This window comes from Kitasatospora sp. NPDC085895 (assembly GCF_040702125.1).
Taxonomy (GTDB): domain Bacteria; phylum Actinomycetota; class Actinomycetes; order Streptomycetales; family Streptomycetaceae; genus Kitasatospora; species Kitasatospora arboriphila.
Genome location: NZ_JBFBJY010000051.1, coordinates 1 through 17,367, shown reverse-complemented (window position 1 = coordinate 17,367; position 17,367 = coordinate 1). Strand labels below are relative to the sequence as shown.

The following is a 17,367-nucleotide window of genomic DNA, read 5'->3' as shown; positions in this document are numbered from 1 at the left end:
CTCCCGAGGAGTGCCCTGCATGACCACCGTGAGGACGCCGTGGGTCTCGGCCGGCGGCGTCGCCTTCCCCGACCAGGTCCCGGCCGAGCTGCGGCGGGCCTGGGTGGAGGCCGGGTTCTGCCCGGGCCGGGGGCTGTACGAGCTGTTCGCGGAGCGGGTCGCGGCGCACCCGGGGCGGACGGCGGTGGTGGACGGTCGGGGGGCGCTCTCCTACCGGGAGCTGGACGGCCGGGTGCGCGGCCTCGCGGCGGCGCTGGCGGCCCGCGGGGTGGCCGCGGGCTCCGTGGTGGCCACCCAACTGCCGGCCGACCGCCGCTCCTTGGCGGCGGACCTCGCGGTCGCGGCGCTCGGTGCGGTGGTGCTGCCCTGCGTACCGGGGCACGGACGGCGGGACCTGGCCGCCCTGCTGGGCACCTCCCGGGCGGACACCGTGCTGACCGTGGGCGAACTGCCGTCGGGCGGCCGCCCGCTGGCTCTGCTCGCCGATCTCCGCGGTGAACTGCCGTACCTGCAGCGGGTCCTGGACGTGGAGGCGCTGCCGCTGCTCGACCGCGAGGTGTCGCCGGTCGCGGTGGACCCGGAGGCGCCGGCCCGGATCCTGGTCTCCTCCGGGTCCGAGGCGGCGCCGAAGATGATCGCCTACTCGCACAACGCCCTGGCGGGCGGCCGCGGCCGCTACGTCGAGGAGGTGCTGCGGACGGCGGACGGCGCCCCGCCACGGGTGCTGCTGCTGGTCTCCCCCGCGACGGCGTACGGCTCCCTGGCCGTCGTGGCGCTGGTGCGCTGCGGGGCGACGGTGCTGCTGCGGGACGGCTTCGACCCGGCCGGGTCGCTGCGGGCGGTCTCCCGGCTGCGGCCGACGCACCTCGCGGCCGTCCCCACCATGCTGCGCCGGATGGCCGAGCAGCCGCCGGTGCCGGCGGAGGACCTCTCCTCGCTGCAGGCGGTGGTGTCGAGTTCGGCGGTGCTCACCCCGGCGGTGCTGCGCGGGGCGCTGGCCCGGTTCGGCCGGCCGCTGGTCAACGTGTACGGGTCGAGCGACGGCATGAACTGCCACACCCGCTGGACGGATCCGGACGGCGACGTGCTGCGGGTGGGCCGGCCCGACCCGGCGGTGACGGCGGTCCGGGTGTGCGGTCCGGACGGACGTCCGCTGCCGGCCGGGCGGCCGGGCGAGATCCAGGCACGCGGCCCGATGAGCCCGCTCTGCCACGTGGGGGCGCCCGCGCCGGACGCCCGGCAGCGGGTGGACGGCGGCTGGGTTCGGGCGGGCGACCTCGGCGTGCTGGACGCGGACGGGCAGCTGCGGGTGGTGTCGCGGATCAAGCAGATGGTGAACCGCGGCGGGGTGTCGATCGGCACGGCCGAGGTCGAACGGCTGCTGGACGGCCATCCGGCGGTGGCCGAGGCGGTGTGCGTGCCGGTGCCCGATCCGGACCTGGGCGAGCGGATGTGCGCCTGCGTCGTGCCGCGGGCGGCGGCGGTCGGCCTCGCGCTGGCCGACCTGACCGGCTTCCTGGCGGAGGACTGCGGGTTGGAGCGGTACAAGCTGCCGGAACACCTGCTGCTGCTGGAGCGGCTCCCGGTCGGCAGCACCGGGAAGCCGGACCGGCGGGCGCTCTCGGTGCTGGCGGCCGCCGCCCGGCTCCCCGTCGGTGCTCAGCGGACGGGCGCCGCCAGTGCGGCGAAGGAGCAGACCGCGTCGGCCACCGCCTCGACCTGGGTGTCCGTCAGATGCGGGTAGACCGGGATCGCCAGGCTCTGCCGGGCGGCCCGTTCCGCGTTGGGCCAGCGCCGCCCCTCGGGGGCGCAGTGCGCGAAGGCCGGCTGGTGCGGCAGTGCCAGCGGGTAGTACACGTGGCTGTCCACGCCGTGCGCCGCGAGGTGCCCCTTGAGTTCGTCCCGGCGCTCGGCGAGCAGTGAGTAGACGTAGTAGCAGCGGCCGTCGGTGCCGGGCGGCGGCGGGGTGACGCCCTGCTCGGCGAGCGGGGTGAAGCGCTCGGTGTAGTAGGCGGCGATCTCGGCGCGGCGGGCGATCCTGCGGGCGAGGCCGGGCAGCCGGCGGATCTGGAAGGCCGCGAGCACCTCGTCGAAGCGGCTGTTCAGGCCGATCCGGTGGTGCCGGAAGCGGTGCACGCCGTCCTGGCCGTGGTTGCGCAGCATCCGCACGGTGCGGCCGAGTTCGGGATTGCGGGTGACGATCGCGCCGCCCTCGCCGGGGCCGCCGAAGGACTTCACCTGGACGAAGGAGTACACGCCCGCGTCGCCCCAGGTGCCGGCCGGCCGGCCGTCGAGGACGGCGCCCTGGGCGACGGCCGAGTCCTCCAGCAGCCGCAGCCCGTACCGGTCGGCGAGGACGCGCAGCCGCGGCATGTCGGCCATCACCGAGAACATGTGGGCGGGCATCAGCACCCTCGTCCGCCGGGTGACGAGCGCCTCGGCGCCGTCCGGGTCCATCACCAGCGTGACGGGGTCGATGTCGGCGAACACCGGGACGGCGCCGAGGCCGAGGACGGTGTTGGCGAGCGGGGCGCAGCCGTACGCGGGGACGACCACCTCGTCGCCGGGCCCGATGTCCATCGCCATCAGGACGAGGGTGAGGGCGGTGGTGCCGCTGCCGCAGGCGACCACGTCGGCGGCGCCCAGCTCGGCCTTGAGCAGGTCCTCGAAACGGGCGGTGCGCTCGCCGAGGATGAACTTCTGGGCGGGGTCGGTGGCGACCTCGTGGACGACGTCGAGGAGCAGCTCGCGGTCCTCCTCGAAGAGGTCCGGCGGGAAGAACGGGATCATGGCTGCCTTCCGTGGTGGAAGTCGCGGACGAGGTCGCAGACCCGGTCCAGGTCGTCGTCGGTGAGGTCCGGGTGGAGCGGCAGGGCGAGGGCGCGTTCGCAGGCGGCCTCGGCGTGCGGGAAGTCGCCGGGCCGGTGGCCGAGTGCGGCGAAGCAGGGCTGCAGGTGGAGCGGGGTCGGGTAGTACGTCTCGGTCTGCACGCCGTGCCGGGCGAGGTGGGCGGCGAGGGCGTCGCGGCGCTCGGTCTCGATCAGGTAGACGTACCAGACCGGGTCGGTGGGCACGCCGCGGTCGACGGTGGTCGGCAGCCGGTGGAGGCCGGGGGTGCCGGCGAGGCGTTCGGTGTAGCCGGCGGCGAGGGCGGCGCGGCGGGCGATGTCCCGTTCGGCGCGGGTGAGTTTGGCGAGCAGGACGGCGGCCTGGACGTCGTCCATCTTGCTGTTGACGCCGAGCAGGTCGGTGGGCCGGTTGATGGCCGGGAAGTCGTCGACGCCGGCCCCGGAGCGGCCGTGGTGGCGCATCGCGGAGACGGCTTCGGCGATCCCGGGGTCGTCGGTGAGGACGGCGCCGGCGTCGCCGATCGCGCCGAGGGTCTTGGTCGGGAAGAACGAGAGCACGCCGCCGGCGCCGTGCAGTCCGGCGTGGACGCCGTCCCAGCGCATGCCGAAGGCCTCGGCGCTGTCCTCCACGACGGTCAGCCCGCGCCGCGCCGCGACGTCCAGGATGCCGCGCAGGTCGGCGAGTTGGTGGAAGAGGTGGACGGGCATGACCGCCGTGGTGCGGTCGGTGGCGACGGCCTCGGCGCTCGCCGGGTCGAGCCCGTAGGTGACCGGGTCGATGTCGGCGAAGACCGGGCGGCCGCCGGCCAGCACCACGGAGGAGGCGGAGGCGACGAAGGTGTAGGCGGGCACCACCACCTCGTCCCCGGGCCGCAGCCCCGCGGCCCGCAGCAGCAGCACGAGGGCGTCGGTGCCGCTGTTGACCCCGATCACGTGGCGGGCACCCGTCCAGGCGGCGAGGGCCGCCTCGAGTTCGGCGACCTTGGGGCCGTGGGAGTACTTGCCCCGGTCCATCAGCTCGTCGAGATGGCGCCGGGTGGTCGGCCAGAGGGACTCGAAACCCTCCGCCTGCGTGAAGAAGGAGACCCCGGAGTGTTCGCCCATGAAACTCTCATCAGATCGTACGGACATGAACCCGGAATACCGGGGCGCGCGGCAGGCAATCTACGCCACGAACACGGCTGACGACCGGGCCGGTCAGGGCCCTTCACTCCTTCGAATGGCCTTCTGTGCATATTCTTTGACGTACGGTCAAATCCACCGTCCGTGTGCTGATTGAATGTCCGCGACGCACTGCCCCGGCTCGGAAGGAATGACGGCTCACCATGGCGGACGGACTCCGGACATTGCTCGTCGGCATGGGGCGTGCGGGCCTCGGCCTGCACCTGCCGGTGCTCCGCAGACTCCGCGCCGGCGCGGACACCGCCCGGCTGTTCGCCGCGGCCCCGGTGCTGGCCGCCGACCCGCAGCGCAGTTGGCCGCCCGCCGCCGACCTGCGGCAGGTGACCCCGGCCGAGGCCGCCCGGCTGCTCGACCCGGCCGACTGCGTGGTGCACCTGTGCACACCGCCCACCGGCCGGGCCGCCGTGCTGGACGGACTCGGCCGGCTCGGCTTCCGCAGGATCCTGGTCGAGAAGCCGCTGGCCACCGACGCCCGCGGCCTGGACGACCTGCTCGCCGTCCGCGACCGCCACGGGCTCGACCTGGTGGTGGTCGCCCAGTGGCTCGGCAGCCGGCTCACCGACCGGCTGCGCACCGTGCTCGCCACCGGCGTGTACGGGCCGCTGCGCACCGTCCACGTCGTCCAGCGCAAGCCCCGCTTCTCCCGCTCGCTCGCCGCCGACGGCCACCCGACCGCCTTCGACATCGAGCTTCCGCACTCGCTCGGCCTCTGCCTCGCCCTGGCCGGGCCCGGCGAGGTGACCGGCGCGGGCGGCACCGACATGGTGGTCGACGGCCGGGTGCTGCCCCGCCTCGGCAGCGCCTGGCTCAAGGTCGAGCACCGCTCCGGGGTCTGGACGCGGATCCGCTCCGACATGACCTCCCCGGTGCGCGAGCGCCGGGTCACCCTCGAACTCGCCGGCGGCACCCTGATCGGGCACTACCCCGGCAGCGAGGCCGACTCCTACGCCCAACTGATCACCATCGACCGGGACGGCGAGACCACCGAGCTGCTGCACGACGACTCGCTGACCGCCTTCGTCCGCCGTGCCTACCGCTACTTCGCCGCGGGCGGCGGCGGGCCGCACCCCGATCTCGCGGTCAACACCGAGGTGGTCCGCCTGCTCGACCGTGCCAAGGCCGCCGCCCGGCCCGCCGCCCCGGCCCGGGCGGTCGCCCGGTGAGCGCCCCCGCCGCCGCACCGCGGATCCGCTTCGCCGGCATCGGCGACGAGGCCGCCGCCGACCTGACCGGCCAACTCGCCGCCCTGGCCCGGCTCGGCTGGCACCACCTGGAGCTGCGCACCGTCGACGGGCAGTGGATCGCCGACCTGCCCGAGGACGCCGTCCGGCGGATCGCCGACCGGGTCGCCGAGCGCGGGGTGCGGGTCGTCGGCGCGGCCTCCCGGATCGGCAACTGGGCGGGCACCGTCGCCGACCCCTTCGACCGCGACCTCGACGAGCTGACCGCCCTCGGACCGCGCTGCGCCGCCCTCGGCACCCGGTTCGTCCGGGTGATGTCCTACCCCAACGCGGGCCTGCCGGAGCCCGAGTGGCGCCGCCTGGTGCTGCAGCGGATGAGGGCCCTCACCGAACTCGCCGACGGCCTGGGCCTCGTCCTGCTGCACGAGAACTGCAGCGGCTGGGCGGGCGGTTCGGCCGAGCGGATGCTCGACCTGGTCACCACCGTGGACAACCCGGCCCTCCAACTGCTCCTCGACACCGGCAACGGCGTCCCGTACGGCTACGACAGCCACCGGATGCTGCTGGAGGTCGCCGACCACGTGGCCCACGTGCACGTCAAGGACGCCGTCGGCGGCGCGGATCGGACACGGTACGTGCCGCCCGGCGAGGGCGCCGCCCGGGTCGCCGACACCCTGCGGCTGCTGCTGGACCGCGGCTGGAGCGGCGCCTGGTCGCTGGAGCCGCACCTGCATGTCCGGCCGCACGAGGGGCTCACCGCCGCGGACGGCACGGCCGACGGCGGCTTCGTCCGCGCGGGGCGCGCCCTGGCCCGGCTGGTGGCGCAGCAGTTGCTGCCGTCCGCCCCGGGCTGGCGGGCCGTCCCGGGCGGCCTGCGGGGCATCCCCGCGGCAGCGCTCCCCGGCGGCCGCCGGGCCGTCCCCGCGTCCCTCCCCGGCGGGGCGGCCGCCCGATGAGCGAGGACCGCCTGCTGCCCGCCGACCACGCCCTGCTGCTGGACCTGCTGGAGCTGCCCACCGCCGGCCCGCTGGAGACCGGGCCCGGCGCACCGCCGCCCCGGCTCGCCGAGGCGCAACTCCACTACGCCTGCGCCGCGGCGCGGATCGGGCTGGAGACCGTGCACCACGGCCCGGCGGCGGCCGCCGACCTGGACCGGCCGGACGTCCCGCTCACCGTCCGCCGGGCCGCCGCCGCGCAGGACGGCTTCCTCGCCTGCCAGCCCAACCTGGTGCTGCGGCTCGGCCCGCCGCTGCCCCGGGCGCGCACCGTGATGTTCAACGTCCACCTGGACACCGTGGCCGGCCACGGCCCGGTCTCCTTCGACGGCCGGCGCTTCCTCGGCCGCGGCGCGATCGACGCCAAGGGCCCGGCGGTCGCCCTGCTCGCCGGGATCCGCGCCGCCCGCGCCGCCGAGCCGCTGGTCGGCACCGGGACGGGCGTGCTGGTGCAGGCCGTATCCGGCGAGGAGGGCGGCGCGATGGGCACCTTCGGCACCCGCGTCCTGGTCGAGGCGGGCCACGTCGGCGCGCTCAACGTGTTCTGCGAGCCCACCGGCCTGCGCTACCTGCCCCGGGCCACCGCCGCCGCCACCGCCCGGCTGCGGGTCCGCGGCGAGGACGCCGTCGACGACCGCCCCGGCGACGGCCACAACGCCACCGTGCTGCTCGGCTACCTCGCCCAGCACCTGGCCCGCGAACTCGGCACCGCCGCGGCGCCCCGGGAGCGGGTCTGCATCGCCGGAATCGGTACCGGGCCGCTGCACAACCGGGTCTACGGCCGCGGCGAGCTGCTGCTCAACATCCCCTACCAGGACGCCGGTTCGGGACGGCGGACGGAGGCAGCGGTGGAGAGCGCCGTCCGCTCCGGCCTCGCCGCCTTCCGCCGCGAGTTCGCCGGCGTGCCGGAGTTCGCCCGGACGGCCGCCGACTGCGCCGAGGTCACCGGCCTGGACTGGCTGAAGCGCGGCCTGCCGACCCTGGACGGTGCCCACCCGGGCCTGGAGTCCCTGCTGCGGCAGGCCGGCCTCGACCGCTGGCCGTCCCACGAACCGGCCTTCACCTGCGACGCCATCTGGGCGGCCGGCCTGCCGGACGCCTTCACCGTCGTGCTCGGCCCCGGCGACCTCGGCACCAACCGGGCGCACGCCGAGGGCGAGTTCGCCGACCTCGGCCAGCTGGACGGCTTCGCCGCGGCCGTCGCCCGGCTGCTCGTCGCCTTCGCCCGCCGCTGAGCCGGCATCCCGGGCCCCCGGCCCGACCACCACCCGACACCAGGAGCAAGTCCGTGACCCCTGTGGCGTCCGCGCCCGCCCCGACCACCGTCCGCGTCCCGTACCCCGACCTGATCCGCTTCACCACCGAGGTGTTCACCGCACACGGCCTGCCCGCCGACCGGGCGCTGGCCTCCGCCGAGGCGCTCTGCCACGGCGACGCCGCCGGCCTGACCTCGCACGGACTGACCAACCTCTCCCGGCTCTACCTGCCGCTGCTCGCAGAGGGGCGGGCCGATCCCGCCGCCGAACCGCAGGTGCTGGCCGACCGCGGCGCCGCCGTCCTGGTCGACGCCGGCCGCGCCCTCGGCCTGTGGCAGGCCGGCGCCGCGATGGACCTGGCCGCCGAACGGGCCGAGCGGTACGGCATCGGCCTGGTGTCCGTCCGCCGCGCCACCCACGTCGGCTGCGCCGGCCACCACGCGGCCCGGGTCTGCGGCCGCGGCATGATCGGCCTGCTCGCCTCCAACTGCGGTCGTCAGCGGATCGCCCGCCCGCCGGGCGGCGCGGTCGCACTGCTCGGCACCAACCCGTGGAGCGTCGCCGCCCCGGCCGGTGGACTCCCGCCGTACGTGCTCGACATGAGCACCACCGCGGTCCCGACCGGACGTGTCCGGGCGGCCGCCCGGGCCGGCGAGCCGATCCCGCCCGGATGGCTGGCCGACGAGGAGGGCCGCCCGGTGACCGACCCCGCCGCGTTCGACCGCGGTGACGCCCATCTGCTGTGGCTCGGTGCCGGCTCCGGCGGCGAGCACAAGGGATTCGGGCTCGGCCTGATGGTCGAGGTGCTCGCCGCCCTGCTGCCCGGCGCCGGCCTCGGCCCCGAACCGGAGGCGCTGGACGGCGACGGCGGGCCGACCGGACGGGACGACGACATCGGCCTGTTCGCCCTGGCGATCGCCCCCGCCGCCCTGCGCGACGGCACCCGGGCCGGGCTGGACGCGCGCACCCTGTTCTCCACGGTGCTCGCCTGCCCGCCCGCCGACGGCGCCGGTCCGGTCGCCTACCCGGGCTGGCACGAGGCCCGGCGCACGGCCGAGGCGCACCGCGACGGGGTGCCGCTCTCCCCCGCCCTGCTCGGCGAACTCTCCGGGATCGCCGACCGGTTCGGCCTCCGCCCGGTGACCACCGGGGCCCGGCCCGGCGCGGAGGACGGGATCGGCAGGGACGCCGGCCCCGGTGCGGAGGTCGGGCGGTGAGCGGGCTGCGGATCGGCCTGGTCGGCCTCGGGGTGATCTCGCGGTTCTACCTGGCGGCGCTCGACCGGGTGCCGGACGTCCGGCTGGCGGCCGTCTGCGACCTCGACCGGGAGCTGCTGCGCCCCTTCGCCGGCCGGATCGGCTGCCACACCGACCACCGGGCGATGCTCGCCGCGGGCGGCCTGGACGCGGTGGTGGTCACCGTGCCCAACGACCTGCACACCACGGTCTGCCGGGACGCGCTGCGCGCCGGGCTGCCGGTCTGCGTGGAGAAGCCGCTCGCCCTGCGGGCCTCCGAGGGCGAGGAGTTGGCCGCGATCGCGGCGCAGCGCAGGGTGCCGCTCTTCACCGCCTTCCACCGCCGGTACAACGCCGCGGTCACCGGCCTGCAGGCCCGGATCCCGGAGGCGGTGCCCGTCCGCTCGGTGACCGTCCGGTACCTGGAGCGGATCGAGGAGCACGTCGGCCGGGACCGCTGGTACCTGGACCCGGAGCGCTGCGGCGGCGGCTGCGTGGCCGACAACGGCCCGAACGCCTACGACCTGGTGCGACTCCTGGCCGGGCCGATGCGGCTGGCGTCCGCCGACGTCGTCCGGGACGCGCGGGGCGTCGACCGGCAGGCGGTGCTCGCCCTCGCCGGCGCCGACGGGGTGACCGCCCGGATCGAGCTGGACTGGTCCTTCCTCGGCGAATGCAAGGACGTGGCGGTGGAGTTGGCGGACGGCACGGTGCTCGGGGCGGACATGCTGGCCGGGCATCCCGGCTTCAAGCAGTCGCTCTGGCACGAGTACGAGGGGGTGCTCGCGGAGTTCGCGGGGCTGGTCCTCGGTGAGCCGGACGCCGCCGGTCCGGGGCGCGGGCCCGACGGGCTGGACGCCCTGCGGGTGGTCGAGGCCGCCTACCGGGCCGAGCGGGTGGAGGCGCGGTGACGCACGAGGACGGGCCGAAGCGGACGGTCACCGGCACGCTGGTGAAGGTGCTGCTGCACAGCCGCGAGGACCGCGGGATGAGCCTGGAGCCGTTCGCCAGCCGGTGCGTCCGGCGGGGCGAGGTGCACGAGTTGGTGACCACCGACCAGCGGGACACCGCGGCGGGCGCCCGGATCGACCGGGTCGGCTTCCTCGGCTTCGCGGAGATCGCGGCGGCCGGGGTGCTGGACCGCGGCGACGAGGTGTTCGTCGGGGACCACCGGGTGGGCACGGTGCTCGGCTTCGACGCCTGCCACTTCCCCAACCACTACAACGTCCTGATCGCCGCGGACCACCTGCTGACCGGCGCGAAGCTGGACCTCCGGCCGGAGCTCCCCGTCCGGTTCGTCCCGTCCGGTTCCTGACGCACCGCTAGCCCGGGAGCCCGGGACGGCATGCCGCGGCCCGGGCCGGGGGGCGCCGTCCCCGGCCCGGGCCGCGGTGCGGGTCAGCGGCCGAGCAGCGGCACGTCGAGGTCGCCCAGGTGGTAGGCACGGACGGCCTGGACGAGCTCCTCGACGGAGAGCTGGCCGTCGCCGTTGGTGTCGATCTGGCGGAAGGCCTCCGCCGGCTGCACACCCTCGACGCCGATCGCGTCCATCCACATCTTGAACTCGGCCGGGTTCACCTGACCGTCGCCGTCCACGTCGACCAGCTCGACGATCGCCTGGATGGTCGGCTTGACGACCCGGCCGAAGCCCGCGCCGCCGTTCTCGAGGATGTGCTCCTCGGCGATGTGGTTGAACTGCTCCGGGGTGAGCGCGCCGGTCTGCTCGTCGATGCCGGCCTTGTCGGCGAAGAAGCCCCACATGCCGAGGTAGGCGTCCATCAGCTGGCGGCCGGCCGGGGAGGTCGGGACCTCGCCGAAGGCCTGGAGGATGCGCTGGGCCTCGGCGTCCCAGTCGGCGCGGTCGATCCGGCCGTCGCCGTTGACGTCCCAGAGGTCGAAGCGCTTCTGGGCACGCTGGAGCTGCACGGAAGTGGTCATCTCGGAGTTCTCCAAGGGGTGTCTCGCACGGGCTGCCGGCCCAGGGACAGGGCCGGCGGTGGCGCCCGGCTGATCTGTGAAGTGACGGCACGTATCGGTGCGGCCACGGAACGTCACACTACCGGCACGACGGGAGACCGATCGCACACATACCGCCAACCGGGTGAGCACGGAACTTCGTTGACGGCCCATCCCGCCCGGCGGCCGCGCAACCACGGGCCGGCCGCTCGAATCGGCGACCCGGTCAACGCCGCCGCACCGCCCTGCCCGCCCGGGTGATCACTGACGGTCCGACAGCTTCCGCAGCCACTGCGGCGCTTACCCTCGGTCCGTGACCGACGCACTCCCCCCGCTGCACCTGATCGGCCTCGGCCCGCAGGCCTTCGCCGCCGTGAACGCCCTGCACGGCGCCGTCGAGGAGGCCGCCACGGCCGCCGGCCTGGAGCCGATCCTGCTGGAACTCGTCCGCCTGCGCTGCTCGCAGATCAACGGCTGCGTGTACTGCGTGGACCTGCACACCAACGCCGCCCGCCGGGCGGGCGAGAAGGACGACCGGCTGGCCCAGTTGGTGGTCTGGCGGGAGTCCGAGCTGTTCACCGAGCGCGAGCGGGCCGCGCTGGCGCTGGCCGAGGCGGTGACCCTGGTGCACGACCACGACGCGGGCCGCGCCCTGCACCGCGCCGCGCGTCCCGTGCTCTCCGAGCCGGAGGCGGCCTTCGTCGCCTGGGCCGCGACCGTGGTGAACACCTACAACCGGATCGCCGTGACCTCCCGGCCGGTCGCCGCCGCGGGAGTCTGACGGTGGAGGTCCGGCTGCTCAACAACCTCTCCACGTTCACCCTCGGCGCCGTCGTGGTCGGCGGCATCGTGGTGCTCGCCGTGCTCGGCAGCGCCCTCACCCGGCGCCGCTACCCGCAGACCGCGAGCGGGGACCACAACGACATGGTGGGCGTGGTGCTCAGCATGTTCGGCGCCATCTACGGCGTGATCCTGGCCTTCGTCATCGTGACGCTGTGGACGCAGCTGGAGAACGCGGAGACCGTGGTCGCCTCGGAGGCCACCGCCGCCGCACAGATCGTCCGCGACGCCCAGGCCTTCCCGGCCGACGACCGGGACCGGGTGAACCGCGCCGTCGACGGGTACGTGCACGCCGTGGTCGAACAGCAGTGGCCGCTGATGCGGTCCGGCCAGGGCGACTACAACCGCACCGCCGCCAAACTGGAGGCGGTCTACCAGTCGCTGCAGGCCTACCAGCCGGTCTCGCACTCCGAACAGACCTTCTACGACCAGGCGGTGGACAGCGTCGGCCAGGTGGCCGGCCAGCGCCGGGCCAGGATCACCCAGAGCGGCCAGCAACTGCCGACGCTGCTCCAGATCCTGGTGCACGGCGGCGCGGTGGTGATCCTGCCGCTCACCTTCCTCTACGGCATCCGCAGCCGCCGCATCCAACTGCTGTTCGTCGGCTCGGTCGCGGCGCTGATCGGCTTCAGCCTGCTGCTGGTGCTCGTCCTCGACCGGCCGTTCGCCGGGGAGTTGAGCGTCAGCCCGAGCCCGTTCAAGGAGGGCGCGCTCTCCAGGTTCTGGGACGGTCCGGTGACCTCCGGCCCGGGAGTGGCGGACGCACCGGCACCGAAGTGACCGGGCCGCGGCGGCTCAGGCGTCCGGCCCCTGCGCCCGCAGGCGCCGGACGTTCTCCAGCGAGTCGCGCAGTTCGTCCAGCCACGACTCCGAGTGCTTCTGGACGAGACGGACGCACCAGCCCAGCGCCTCGCTCCGGCTGCGCGCCACCCCGGCCTCGACCAGGGTGTCCAGCACCTGCCGCTCCGGCTGCCGCAGCCGGGTCATCACCGGCGCGGACACCGTGGTGAACAGCCCCCGGAGGCCGTCGCACTCGGCACCCCAGGACACCTTCCGGCCGTACCGCCGCTCGGCCTCCCGCGCGACGGCCATCCGCGCCTCCCGCGTCCGCTCCCGGAACTCCGCGATCCGCCCCTCGACCGCCGCCTCCCGCTCGGCCTCCGACACCCCGTCCGCCAACTCCGGCGGCGGGATCCGCCCGATCACCGTGATCTCCTCCCGGTCCACGGTGATCTCCACCAACTCGCTGTACAGCCCCTCCGGCAGCCGCCCGGTGAACCAGCCGCGCAGGGCCTCCTGCTCCGACGTAATCATGTAATCATCATTACTCCGCACACCCCCCACCGCAAGGCCGGGGCGGGCGCGGGATCGGTGCCGGCGTCGAGGACAATGCCCCGGTGAAGACGTGGACCGATCGGCTGCCGCAGATCCCCTTCCCGTACCGGGGTCTGCCGGCGGAGGGGCCGTGGATGACGCTCGAGGAGGCCGCGGCGCGTCTCGGCATCGGCCCCTACCACCTGAACGTGCTGACGTACGTCACCCACCGGATCGACCTGGTCCGCACCACGGGCACGGAACTCGCCGTCACCCGGGCCGGTGTCGAGGCGGAACTCGCCTGGCGGGCCACCGCGAGCACCGGGCAGAAGCTCCGGCGCCTGCTCAAGGACATCCTCGCCGCCCTGTGAGCGCCCCGGCCCGGCGGCTCACCCGGAACGGGCCTGCCGCACGGCGGCGCCGCCCGCGAAACCGACCGGTCCCCGCCGTACCCCTCGGGGGTCGGCGGGGACCGGGCGGCGGGGTGGGTCAGCCCAGGCCGTGGACGTGCTTGTACTCGAGGGCGTAGGCGAGCTTGCCGGGCTTGGGGTCGGAGTACGGCTTGCTCAGCTTGTCGAACTCGCCCTTGTCGGCGGCCTTGCCCGCGTTCCACTGGTCCAGTGCGCCGAGGTCGGCGGCGTCGAAGCCGCTGTCGACGACGGCGTCCTTCGGCAGCGCGGTCATCGCCCGGGTCAGGCCCTGGACGGTGCCGAGGTAGCTGCCGAGGTCGTTCGGGTTCCAGCCGGACAGGTCGACGGCGTTCGAGTCGCGGACCCAGCTGCCCCAGTAGAACTCCTGGAACGGCAGGTCGTTCTGCGTGTAGCCGATGTCGCGGCCGAAGTAGAGCAGGCCGCGGTACTTGTCGTCGCCGAAGTTGGCCAGCCCGACACCGGTCGGCAGCTTGTTCACCGCGACGGGGGCGCCCTCGGGGTCGCGCAGGTAGACCCACTTGTGCGCCTGCATCTCGTCCCAGAACGCCTGGCGGGTGAGGTCGCTGTAGTTGGCCAGCACCCGCAGCCGGACGTGCAGGTCGGCGCCGCCGTCAGGGGTCTCGTAGAAGGAGGTGAGCGTGTGGTGCCCGTCGGTGAGGAACGGCTCGCCGTGCGGGCCGATGACGACCGTCTTCATCGGCGCGACGCTGTCCGCCGTCTCGGCGCCGACGGGGAGGCGGCAGGTGAAGGAGGACGGGTCGTCCAGGCGCGCACCGGGCTGCGCGGCGACGGCGTCGATGCGGCCGTCGGCCTCGCACCAGTCGCTGAACTTCTTGTTGATCGCGTCCTTGCCGAGGGTGTAGCGGCCGAGCTTGTAGTACACCTCGTCGTAGCCCAGCGAGGGCTGGGTCGGGTGTACGTCGCCGATGCGGACGTCGAGCAGCTCGCCGGGTTCGGCGCACAGGTACTGCGCGAACGGCGTGGAGCGGTTGTCGTGGTGACAGAACGAGGGCCGGGTGCCCGGCGCGCCGGAGGCGGCCTGCGCGGCCGGCGCGGCCACGACGACCGCGACGACGGCCGCACCGAGAGCCGCGGTACGGCGGGACGGGGGGATGACTCTCATGGCACTCCTCGCATCGGGGCGGATCCGCCCGTGAGCGTGGCAGCGGTCGGCCAACGGCCGCCGTCGCGTCCGCGACCTCCCGGGGAACCCGGGGCGACGATCGCGGGTGCCGTGCCCGCACCCGTCACCCCCACCCGCCACCCGCCACGTGCAGGGGCGGACCGGCGGGCGGGCGGAGGTTCGACGGCGGCACGGAGGAGTGATCCACAGTGCCGCCGGGCCCCGCAGCCCGTTGTACGTGCTGTCGACCCGCCTCGCGCCCCTGGAGCCCCCATGACGTCCACACCCCCGTCCGACATCCGCGGCCCGCTGCGCCGGAGCCTCGGCGAATGGCGGATCGGACTGGTCGCCTGGCGGTTGCTCGTCCTGCAGACCGCCCATCCGGCCGTCGCGGCCGGCATGGCCCGGTACTCGACCTACCGGGCGCACCCGTGGCGGCGCATCGAGCACACCGTGGACAGCGGCGCGAGGCTGTTCTCCGTCGGGCCGGAGGAACGCCGGCTCGAGGTGGCCCGGCTGGCCCGTACCCACCGCCGGATCCACGGCACCGACCACGCCGGACGCCCGTACACCGCCGAGGACCCGGAGGTCCGCGCCTGGGTGATGGTGACGCTGTACGAGGCCATCACCGCCATGCACGAGCTGTCCGGCGCGCGGCTCTCGCCCACCGAACTGAACGAGCTCTACGCCGAGTTCAGGGACATCTGCGAAGCGCTCGACATCCCCGGCGAGGCGCTCCCGCCGACCGCGGCCGAGGTTCCGGCGTACATCGAGCGGGGTGTCCGCGAGGTCCTGGAGTACGGGGACCAGGTCCGCTACCTGCTGTTCGAGATCCTCCGCGAGGCACCGGCCCCGCGCAGGCTCGGGCGGCTGCGGCCCGCCTGGCCGCTGCTGCGCGTGGTGGCGGCCCGCGCGCTGAGCAGCCTGACGCTGGCCGACCTGCCGCCGGTCTGGCACGACACCTTCGGCACCCGTCGGACGCGTTCCGCCGCCGCACTGTCCTGGACGCTGCACCACGGCCTGCGGCACGTCATGACCCGTCTCCCCGACCATCTGCGCCACCGGCACCGCCCGGCCGAAGGCGGTCGGCCGGCTCCGCGGCGCACGTCCGCCCGTCCGGTGCCCCCGCCCCGGGTCGCCGACTCCCGGCGGGCCCGCCTGGAGACCTTCTTCCACCAGGTGCTGGACCAGACCGGCGACGGACGGGTCGACTCGGCCGACCTCCAGGCGATGGTCCACAACGTCTGCTGGCAGCTCGAACTCCCCGTCGAGCGGGAAGACGTGCTGTACTCCGCGTTCGAGACCTGGTGGAAGCACCTCTGCTCGGCCGTGGACGCCGACGGGGACGGCACCGTGGACTGCGCGGAGTTCGTCTCCGCGATGCTCGGCGGCGTCGACCGGGACCCGGCCTACCTGGACGAGGGTCTCAAGCCCGCGGTGCGTGCCCTGTTCCGGGCCGCCGACACCGACGGCACCGGCCACCTGTGCGCGGACGAGTACCGTGTCCTGTTCGGCGGCTCCCGTGTCCATCCGGCGGAACTCAACGACGGGTTCCGGCAGTTGGACGCCGACGGCGACGGCAGGATCAGCGAGGAGGAGTTCGTCACCGCGTTCGCGGAGTTCTTCACCGCCCGGACGGACACCGTCGCCGGCGCGGCGCTCCTCGGCCGCCCCTGACCCCCCGAGGAGCGCTCCCGCCCGGGGGCCGGGACCCGGGCCCGGCCCCGGGCACCCCGTTGATCGACTCCGCGGTTCGGGTCCCCGTCATCTGCGCACGCCTTCCGCCGCTGCGCCCTTCGCGCCCGTCTTCGACCTGTACCGGGCCGTGCCCGAGGCCGGCCGGGCACGGGATGCCGCGCTGGCGGGTGACTGGGCGGCGGTGCAGGCGGTGTTCGACGCGATCGAGGACCCGCAGGCCCGCGTCGCGGCCTCCGTCGCGGTAGCCGACCTCCCCCGGATCGACCGGCTGCTGAAGCCGGCCGTGGAGGCGGGTGGCGGCGGTCCGGGCTCGGTGCTGCCGAGGACGCTCCTCGCCCACCACCACATCAACGTCGGCTGGGCGATCCGGACGGGCCACTTCGCCGAGCACGTCTCCGCCGACCGGTTCCGCCGCTTCCACCAGCACCTCCACCAGGCCGAGCAACTCCTCTACCACGCACTGCGGCTGGACCCGCAGGCCGTGCTCGCCCGGCACCTCGGTCTGATGACCTCCCGCGGCCTCCAGCTCGGACAGACCGGGACCGGGCGCCGCTACGACCGCCTCGCGGCCGACAGCCCGGACCACTTCGCCGCCCAGCACCAGGTCCTCCAGCAGCTCTGCCCGAAGTGGGGCGGCAGTTGGCGGGCGGTCGACGACTTCGCGCGAGTGCCGCGAGCAGGCCCCGCCGGGCGGGCTCGGCGCGGTGATCGGGGTGGAGGCACAGCTGGAACGCTGGATGGCCGCCGGCCGGAGCGCCCGCCTCGTCCAGTGGCGCCGCCCGTCCGTCCGCGCCTCGCTCGTGGCCGCGGCCGAGGCGTCCGTCCTGCACCCGGCGCACCGTCCCGGCGGCGCCCGCGCCAACGTCCACTCGGTGTTCGCCGCGGCGTTCAGTCTCGCCGGGATGCGCCGGCACGCCCACCGGCACTTCGAGGAGCTCGGCGGGTTCAGCTCCCGCTACCCGTGGGAGTCGCTCCACGCGCTCCCCGCCGCGGAACCGATCCGGCACCGGGCCGCCGCCCTGCGTGCGGCCGGTCGCCGCGGGGGCGGCGCCTGACCCGGTGGGGTCGGGGCGGATCCGGGGACGCAGATACGTGCGCCGCGCACGCTTCTGCTGTACAGTCATAAGCGTGCTTCAGGCACGCATCCCCCTCGATCCACGGCGGGACGCTCCCGCACGCCACCGGAGGAACCACCATGACCCGCACCGACATCCGCGCCGCCCTCACCGACCTGCTCCTCACTCCGGGCCTCGACCTGGACGAGGCCGCCGACCGGCACTTCGCCCCCGACTACCGCCAGCGCACCG

At 75.0% G+C, this 17,367-nt stretch carries 17 protein-coding genes and 1 pseudogene; 13 read left to right on the top strand and 5 right to left on the bottom strand.

Annotation, left to right across the window (positions count from 1 at the left end; all coding sequences use genetic code 11):
* The first annotated feature begins 19 nt into the window (after window positions 1–19).
* Window positions 20–1,744, top strand: coding sequence for a fatty acid--CoA ligase family protein (locus AB0442_RS27020; protein ID WP_366165972.1), 1,725 nt, complete (start codon window positions 20–22; stop codon window positions 1,742–1,744).
* Here the strand turns inward: AB0442_RS27020 and AB0442_RS27015 are convergent.
* Entirely contained in the window at window positions 1,660–2,790 is a 1,131-nt protein-coding gene (locus tag AB0442_RS27015; protein ID WP_366165970.1) for a DegT/DnrJ/EryC1/StrS family aminotransferase, read from the bottom strand. The two genes, AB0442_RS27020 and AB0442_RS27015, sit on opposite strands and share 85 nt — an antisense overlap.
* Window positions 2,787–3,953 carry a DegT/DnrJ/EryC1/StrS family aminotransferase gene (locus tag AB0442_RS27010; RefSeq protein WP_366165968.1) on the bottom strand — a complete coding sequence of 389 codons (1,167 nt, stop codon included), beginning with the start codon at window positions 3,951–3,953 and terminating at the stop codon, window positions 2,787–2,789. The genes AB0442_RS27015 and AB0442_RS27010 overlap by 4 nt, the downstream gene beginning before the upstream one ends.
* 221 nt (window positions 3,954–4,174) lie before the next feature.
* Between AB0442_RS27010 and AB0442_RS27005 the strand changes: the two genes are divergently transcribed.
* From AB0442_RS27005 to AB0442_RS26980, 6 genes are read left to right on the top strand one after another with little or no spacing between them, the layout of a single operon-like run.
* Complete coding sequence (locus tag AB0442_RS27005; RefSeq protein WP_366165966.1) at window positions 4,175–5,194, top strand: hypothetical protein; 1,020 nt, start codon at window positions 4,175–4,177, stop codon at window positions 5,192–5,194.
* A complete protein-coding gene (locus tag AB0442_RS27000; protein WP_366165964.1) occupies window positions 5,191–6,168 on the top strand; it encodes a sugar phosphate isomerase/epimerase family protein in 978 nt (325 codons plus the stop codon). The genes AB0442_RS27005 and AB0442_RS27000 overlap by 4 nt, the downstream gene beginning before the upstream one ends.
* Window positions 6,165–7,442: a M20/M25/M40 family metallo-hydrolase gene (locus tag AB0442_RS26995; protein WP_366165962.1), complete on the top strand. Its 1,278-nt coding sequence runs from the start codon at window positions 6,165–6,167 to the stop codon at window positions 7,440–7,442. Before AB0442_RS27000 ends, AB0442_RS26995 begins: the two co-directional genes overlap by 4 nt.
* A gap of 53 nt (window positions 7,443–7,495) precedes the next feature.
* Window positions 7,496–8,680, top strand: a complete 1,185-nt coding sequence (locus AB0442_RS26990) for an Ldh family oxidoreductase (protein WP_366165960.1) — start codon at window positions 7,496–7,498, stop codon at window positions 8,678–8,680.
* Window positions 8,677–9,609 (top strand): Gfo/Idh/MocA family oxidoreductase, encoded by a 933-nt coding sequence (locus tag AB0442_RS26985; RefSeq protein ID WP_366165958.1) that lies wholly within the window; start codon window positions 8,677–8,679, stop codon window positions 9,607–9,609. Before AB0442_RS26990 ends, AB0442_RS26985 begins: the two co-directional genes overlap by 4 nt.
* Window positions 9,606–10,013, top strand: a complete 408-nt coding sequence (locus AB0442_RS26980; RefSeq protein WP_363547681.1) for a hypothetical protein — start codon at window positions 9,606–9,608, stop codon at window positions 10,011–10,013. Before AB0442_RS26985 ends, AB0442_RS26980 begins: the two co-directional genes overlap by 4 nt.
* An 83-nt stretch (window positions 10,014–10,096) precedes the next feature.
* Here the strand turns inward: AB0442_RS26980 and AB0442_RS26975 are convergent, their stop codons facing one another.
* Window positions 10,097–10,636, bottom strand: a complete 540-nt coding sequence (locus AB0442_RS26975; RefSeq protein ID WP_366165956.1) for an EF-hand domain-containing protein — start codon at window positions 10,634–10,636, stop codon at window positions 10,097–10,099.
* 331 nt (window positions 10,637–10,967) lie between these two features.
* On the opposite strand from AB0442_RS26975, the gene AB0442_RS26970 reads away from it, so the two are divergent.
* Window positions 10,968–11,435, top strand: a complete 468-nt coding sequence (locus tag AB0442_RS26970; RefSeq protein ID WP_366165954.1) for a carboxymuconolactone decarboxylase family protein — start codon at window positions 10,968–10,970, stop codon at window positions 11,433–11,435.
* Window positions 11,436–11,437: 2 nt separating this feature from the next.
* Window positions 11,438–12,274 carry a DUF4239 domain-containing protein gene (locus AB0442_RS26965; RefSeq protein ID WP_366165953.1) on the top strand — a complete coding sequence of 279 codons (837 nt, stop codon included), beginning with the start codon at window positions 11,438–11,440 and terminating at the stop codon, window positions 12,272–12,274.
* Window positions 12,275–12,289: 15 nt separating this feature from the next.
* Here AB0442_RS26965 and AB0442_RS26960 read toward each other — a convergent pair whose 3' ends face one another.
* Window positions 12,290–12,808 (bottom strand): hypothetical protein, encoded by a 519-nt coding sequence (locus AB0442_RS26960; protein WP_366165951.1) that lies wholly within the window; start codon window positions 12,806–12,808, stop codon window positions 12,290–12,292.
* A gap of 83 nt (window positions 12,809–12,891) precedes the next feature.
* On the opposite strand from AB0442_RS26960, the gene AB0442_RS26955 reads away from it, so the two are divergent.
* The gene (locus AB0442_RS26955; protein WP_366165950.1) at window positions 12,892–13,179 is read left to right on the top strand and encodes a hypothetical protein; all 288 of its coding nucleotides are present in this window, start codon (window positions 12,892–12,894) and stop codon (window positions 13,177–13,179) included.
* A gap of 118 nt (window positions 13,180–13,297) precedes the next feature.
* Here AB0442_RS26955 and AB0442_RS26950 read toward each other — a convergent pair whose 3' ends face one another.
* Complete coding sequence (locus AB0442_RS26950) at window positions 13,298–14,362, bottom strand: ParB/Srx family N-terminal domain-containing protein (protein ID WP_366165948.1); 1,065 nt, start codon at window positions 14,360–14,362, stop codon at window positions 13,298–13,300.
* A gap of 273 nt (window positions 14,363–14,635) precedes the next feature.
* On the opposite strand from AB0442_RS26950, the gene AB0442_RS26945 reads away from it, so the two are divergent.
* From AB0442_RS26945 to AB0442_RS26935, 3 genes and pseudogenes are all read left to right on the top strand, one after another.
* A complete protein-coding gene (locus tag AB0442_RS26945; protein ID WP_366165947.1) occupies window positions 14,636–16,039 on the top strand; it encodes an oxygenase MpaB family protein in 1,404 nt (467 codons plus the stop codon).
* 734 nt (window positions 16,040–16,773) lie between these two features.
* On the top strand, window positions 16,774–17,115 hold the full coding sequence (locus AB0442_RS26940) for a hypothetical protein (protein ID WP_366165946.1): 342 nt from the start codon (window positions 16,774–16,776) through the stop codon (window positions 17,113–17,115).
* A gap of 140 nt (window positions 17,116–17,255) precedes the next feature.
* Window positions 17,256–17,367: pseudogene (locus tag AB0442_RS26935) on the top strand (nuclear transport factor 2 family protein); the annotation flags it as partial.

What these genes read in the sequence shown, in the direction of transcription:
- AB0442_RS27015 (WP_366165970.1), bottom strand. Translation starts at nt 2,790, where the DNA reads ATGATCCCGTTCTTCCCGCCGGACCTCTTCGAGGAGGACCGCGAGCTG.
- AB0442_RS26950 (WP_366165948.1), bottom strand. Translation starts at nt 14,362, where the DNA reads ATGAGAGTCATCCCCCCGTCCCGCCGTACCGCGGCTCTCGGTGCGGCC.
- AB0442_RS26995 (WP_366165962.1), top strand. Translation starts at nt 6,165, where the DNA reads ATGAGCGAGGACCGCCTGCTGCCCGCCGACCACGCCCTGCTGCTGGAC.
- AB0442_RS27010 (WP_366165968.1), bottom strand. Translation starts at nt 3,953, where the DNA reads ATGGGCGAACACTCCGGGGTCTCCTTCTTCACGCAGGCGGAGGGTTTC.
- AB0442_RS27005 (WP_366165966.1), top strand. Translation starts at nt 4,175, where the DNA reads ATGGCGGACGGACTCCGGACATTGCTCGTCGGCATGGGGCGTGCGGGC.
- AB0442_RS26960 (WP_366165951.1), bottom strand. Translation starts at nt 12,808, where the DNA reads ATGATTACGTCGGAGCAGGAGGCCCTGCGCGGCTGGTTCACCGGGCGG.
- AB0442_RS27020 (WP_366165972.1), top strand. Translation starts at nt 20, where the DNA reads ATGACCACCGTGAGGACGCCGTGGGTCTCGGCCGGCGGCGTCGCCTTC.
- AB0442_RS26945 (WP_366165947.1), top strand. Translation starts at nt 14,636, where the DNA reads ATGACGTCCACACCCCCGTCCGACATCCGCGGCCCGCTGCGCCGGAGC.
- AB0442_RS26975 (WP_366165956.1), bottom strand. Translation starts at nt 10,636, where the DNA reads ATGACCACTTCCGTGCAGCTCCAGCGTGCCCAGAAGCGCTTCGACCTC.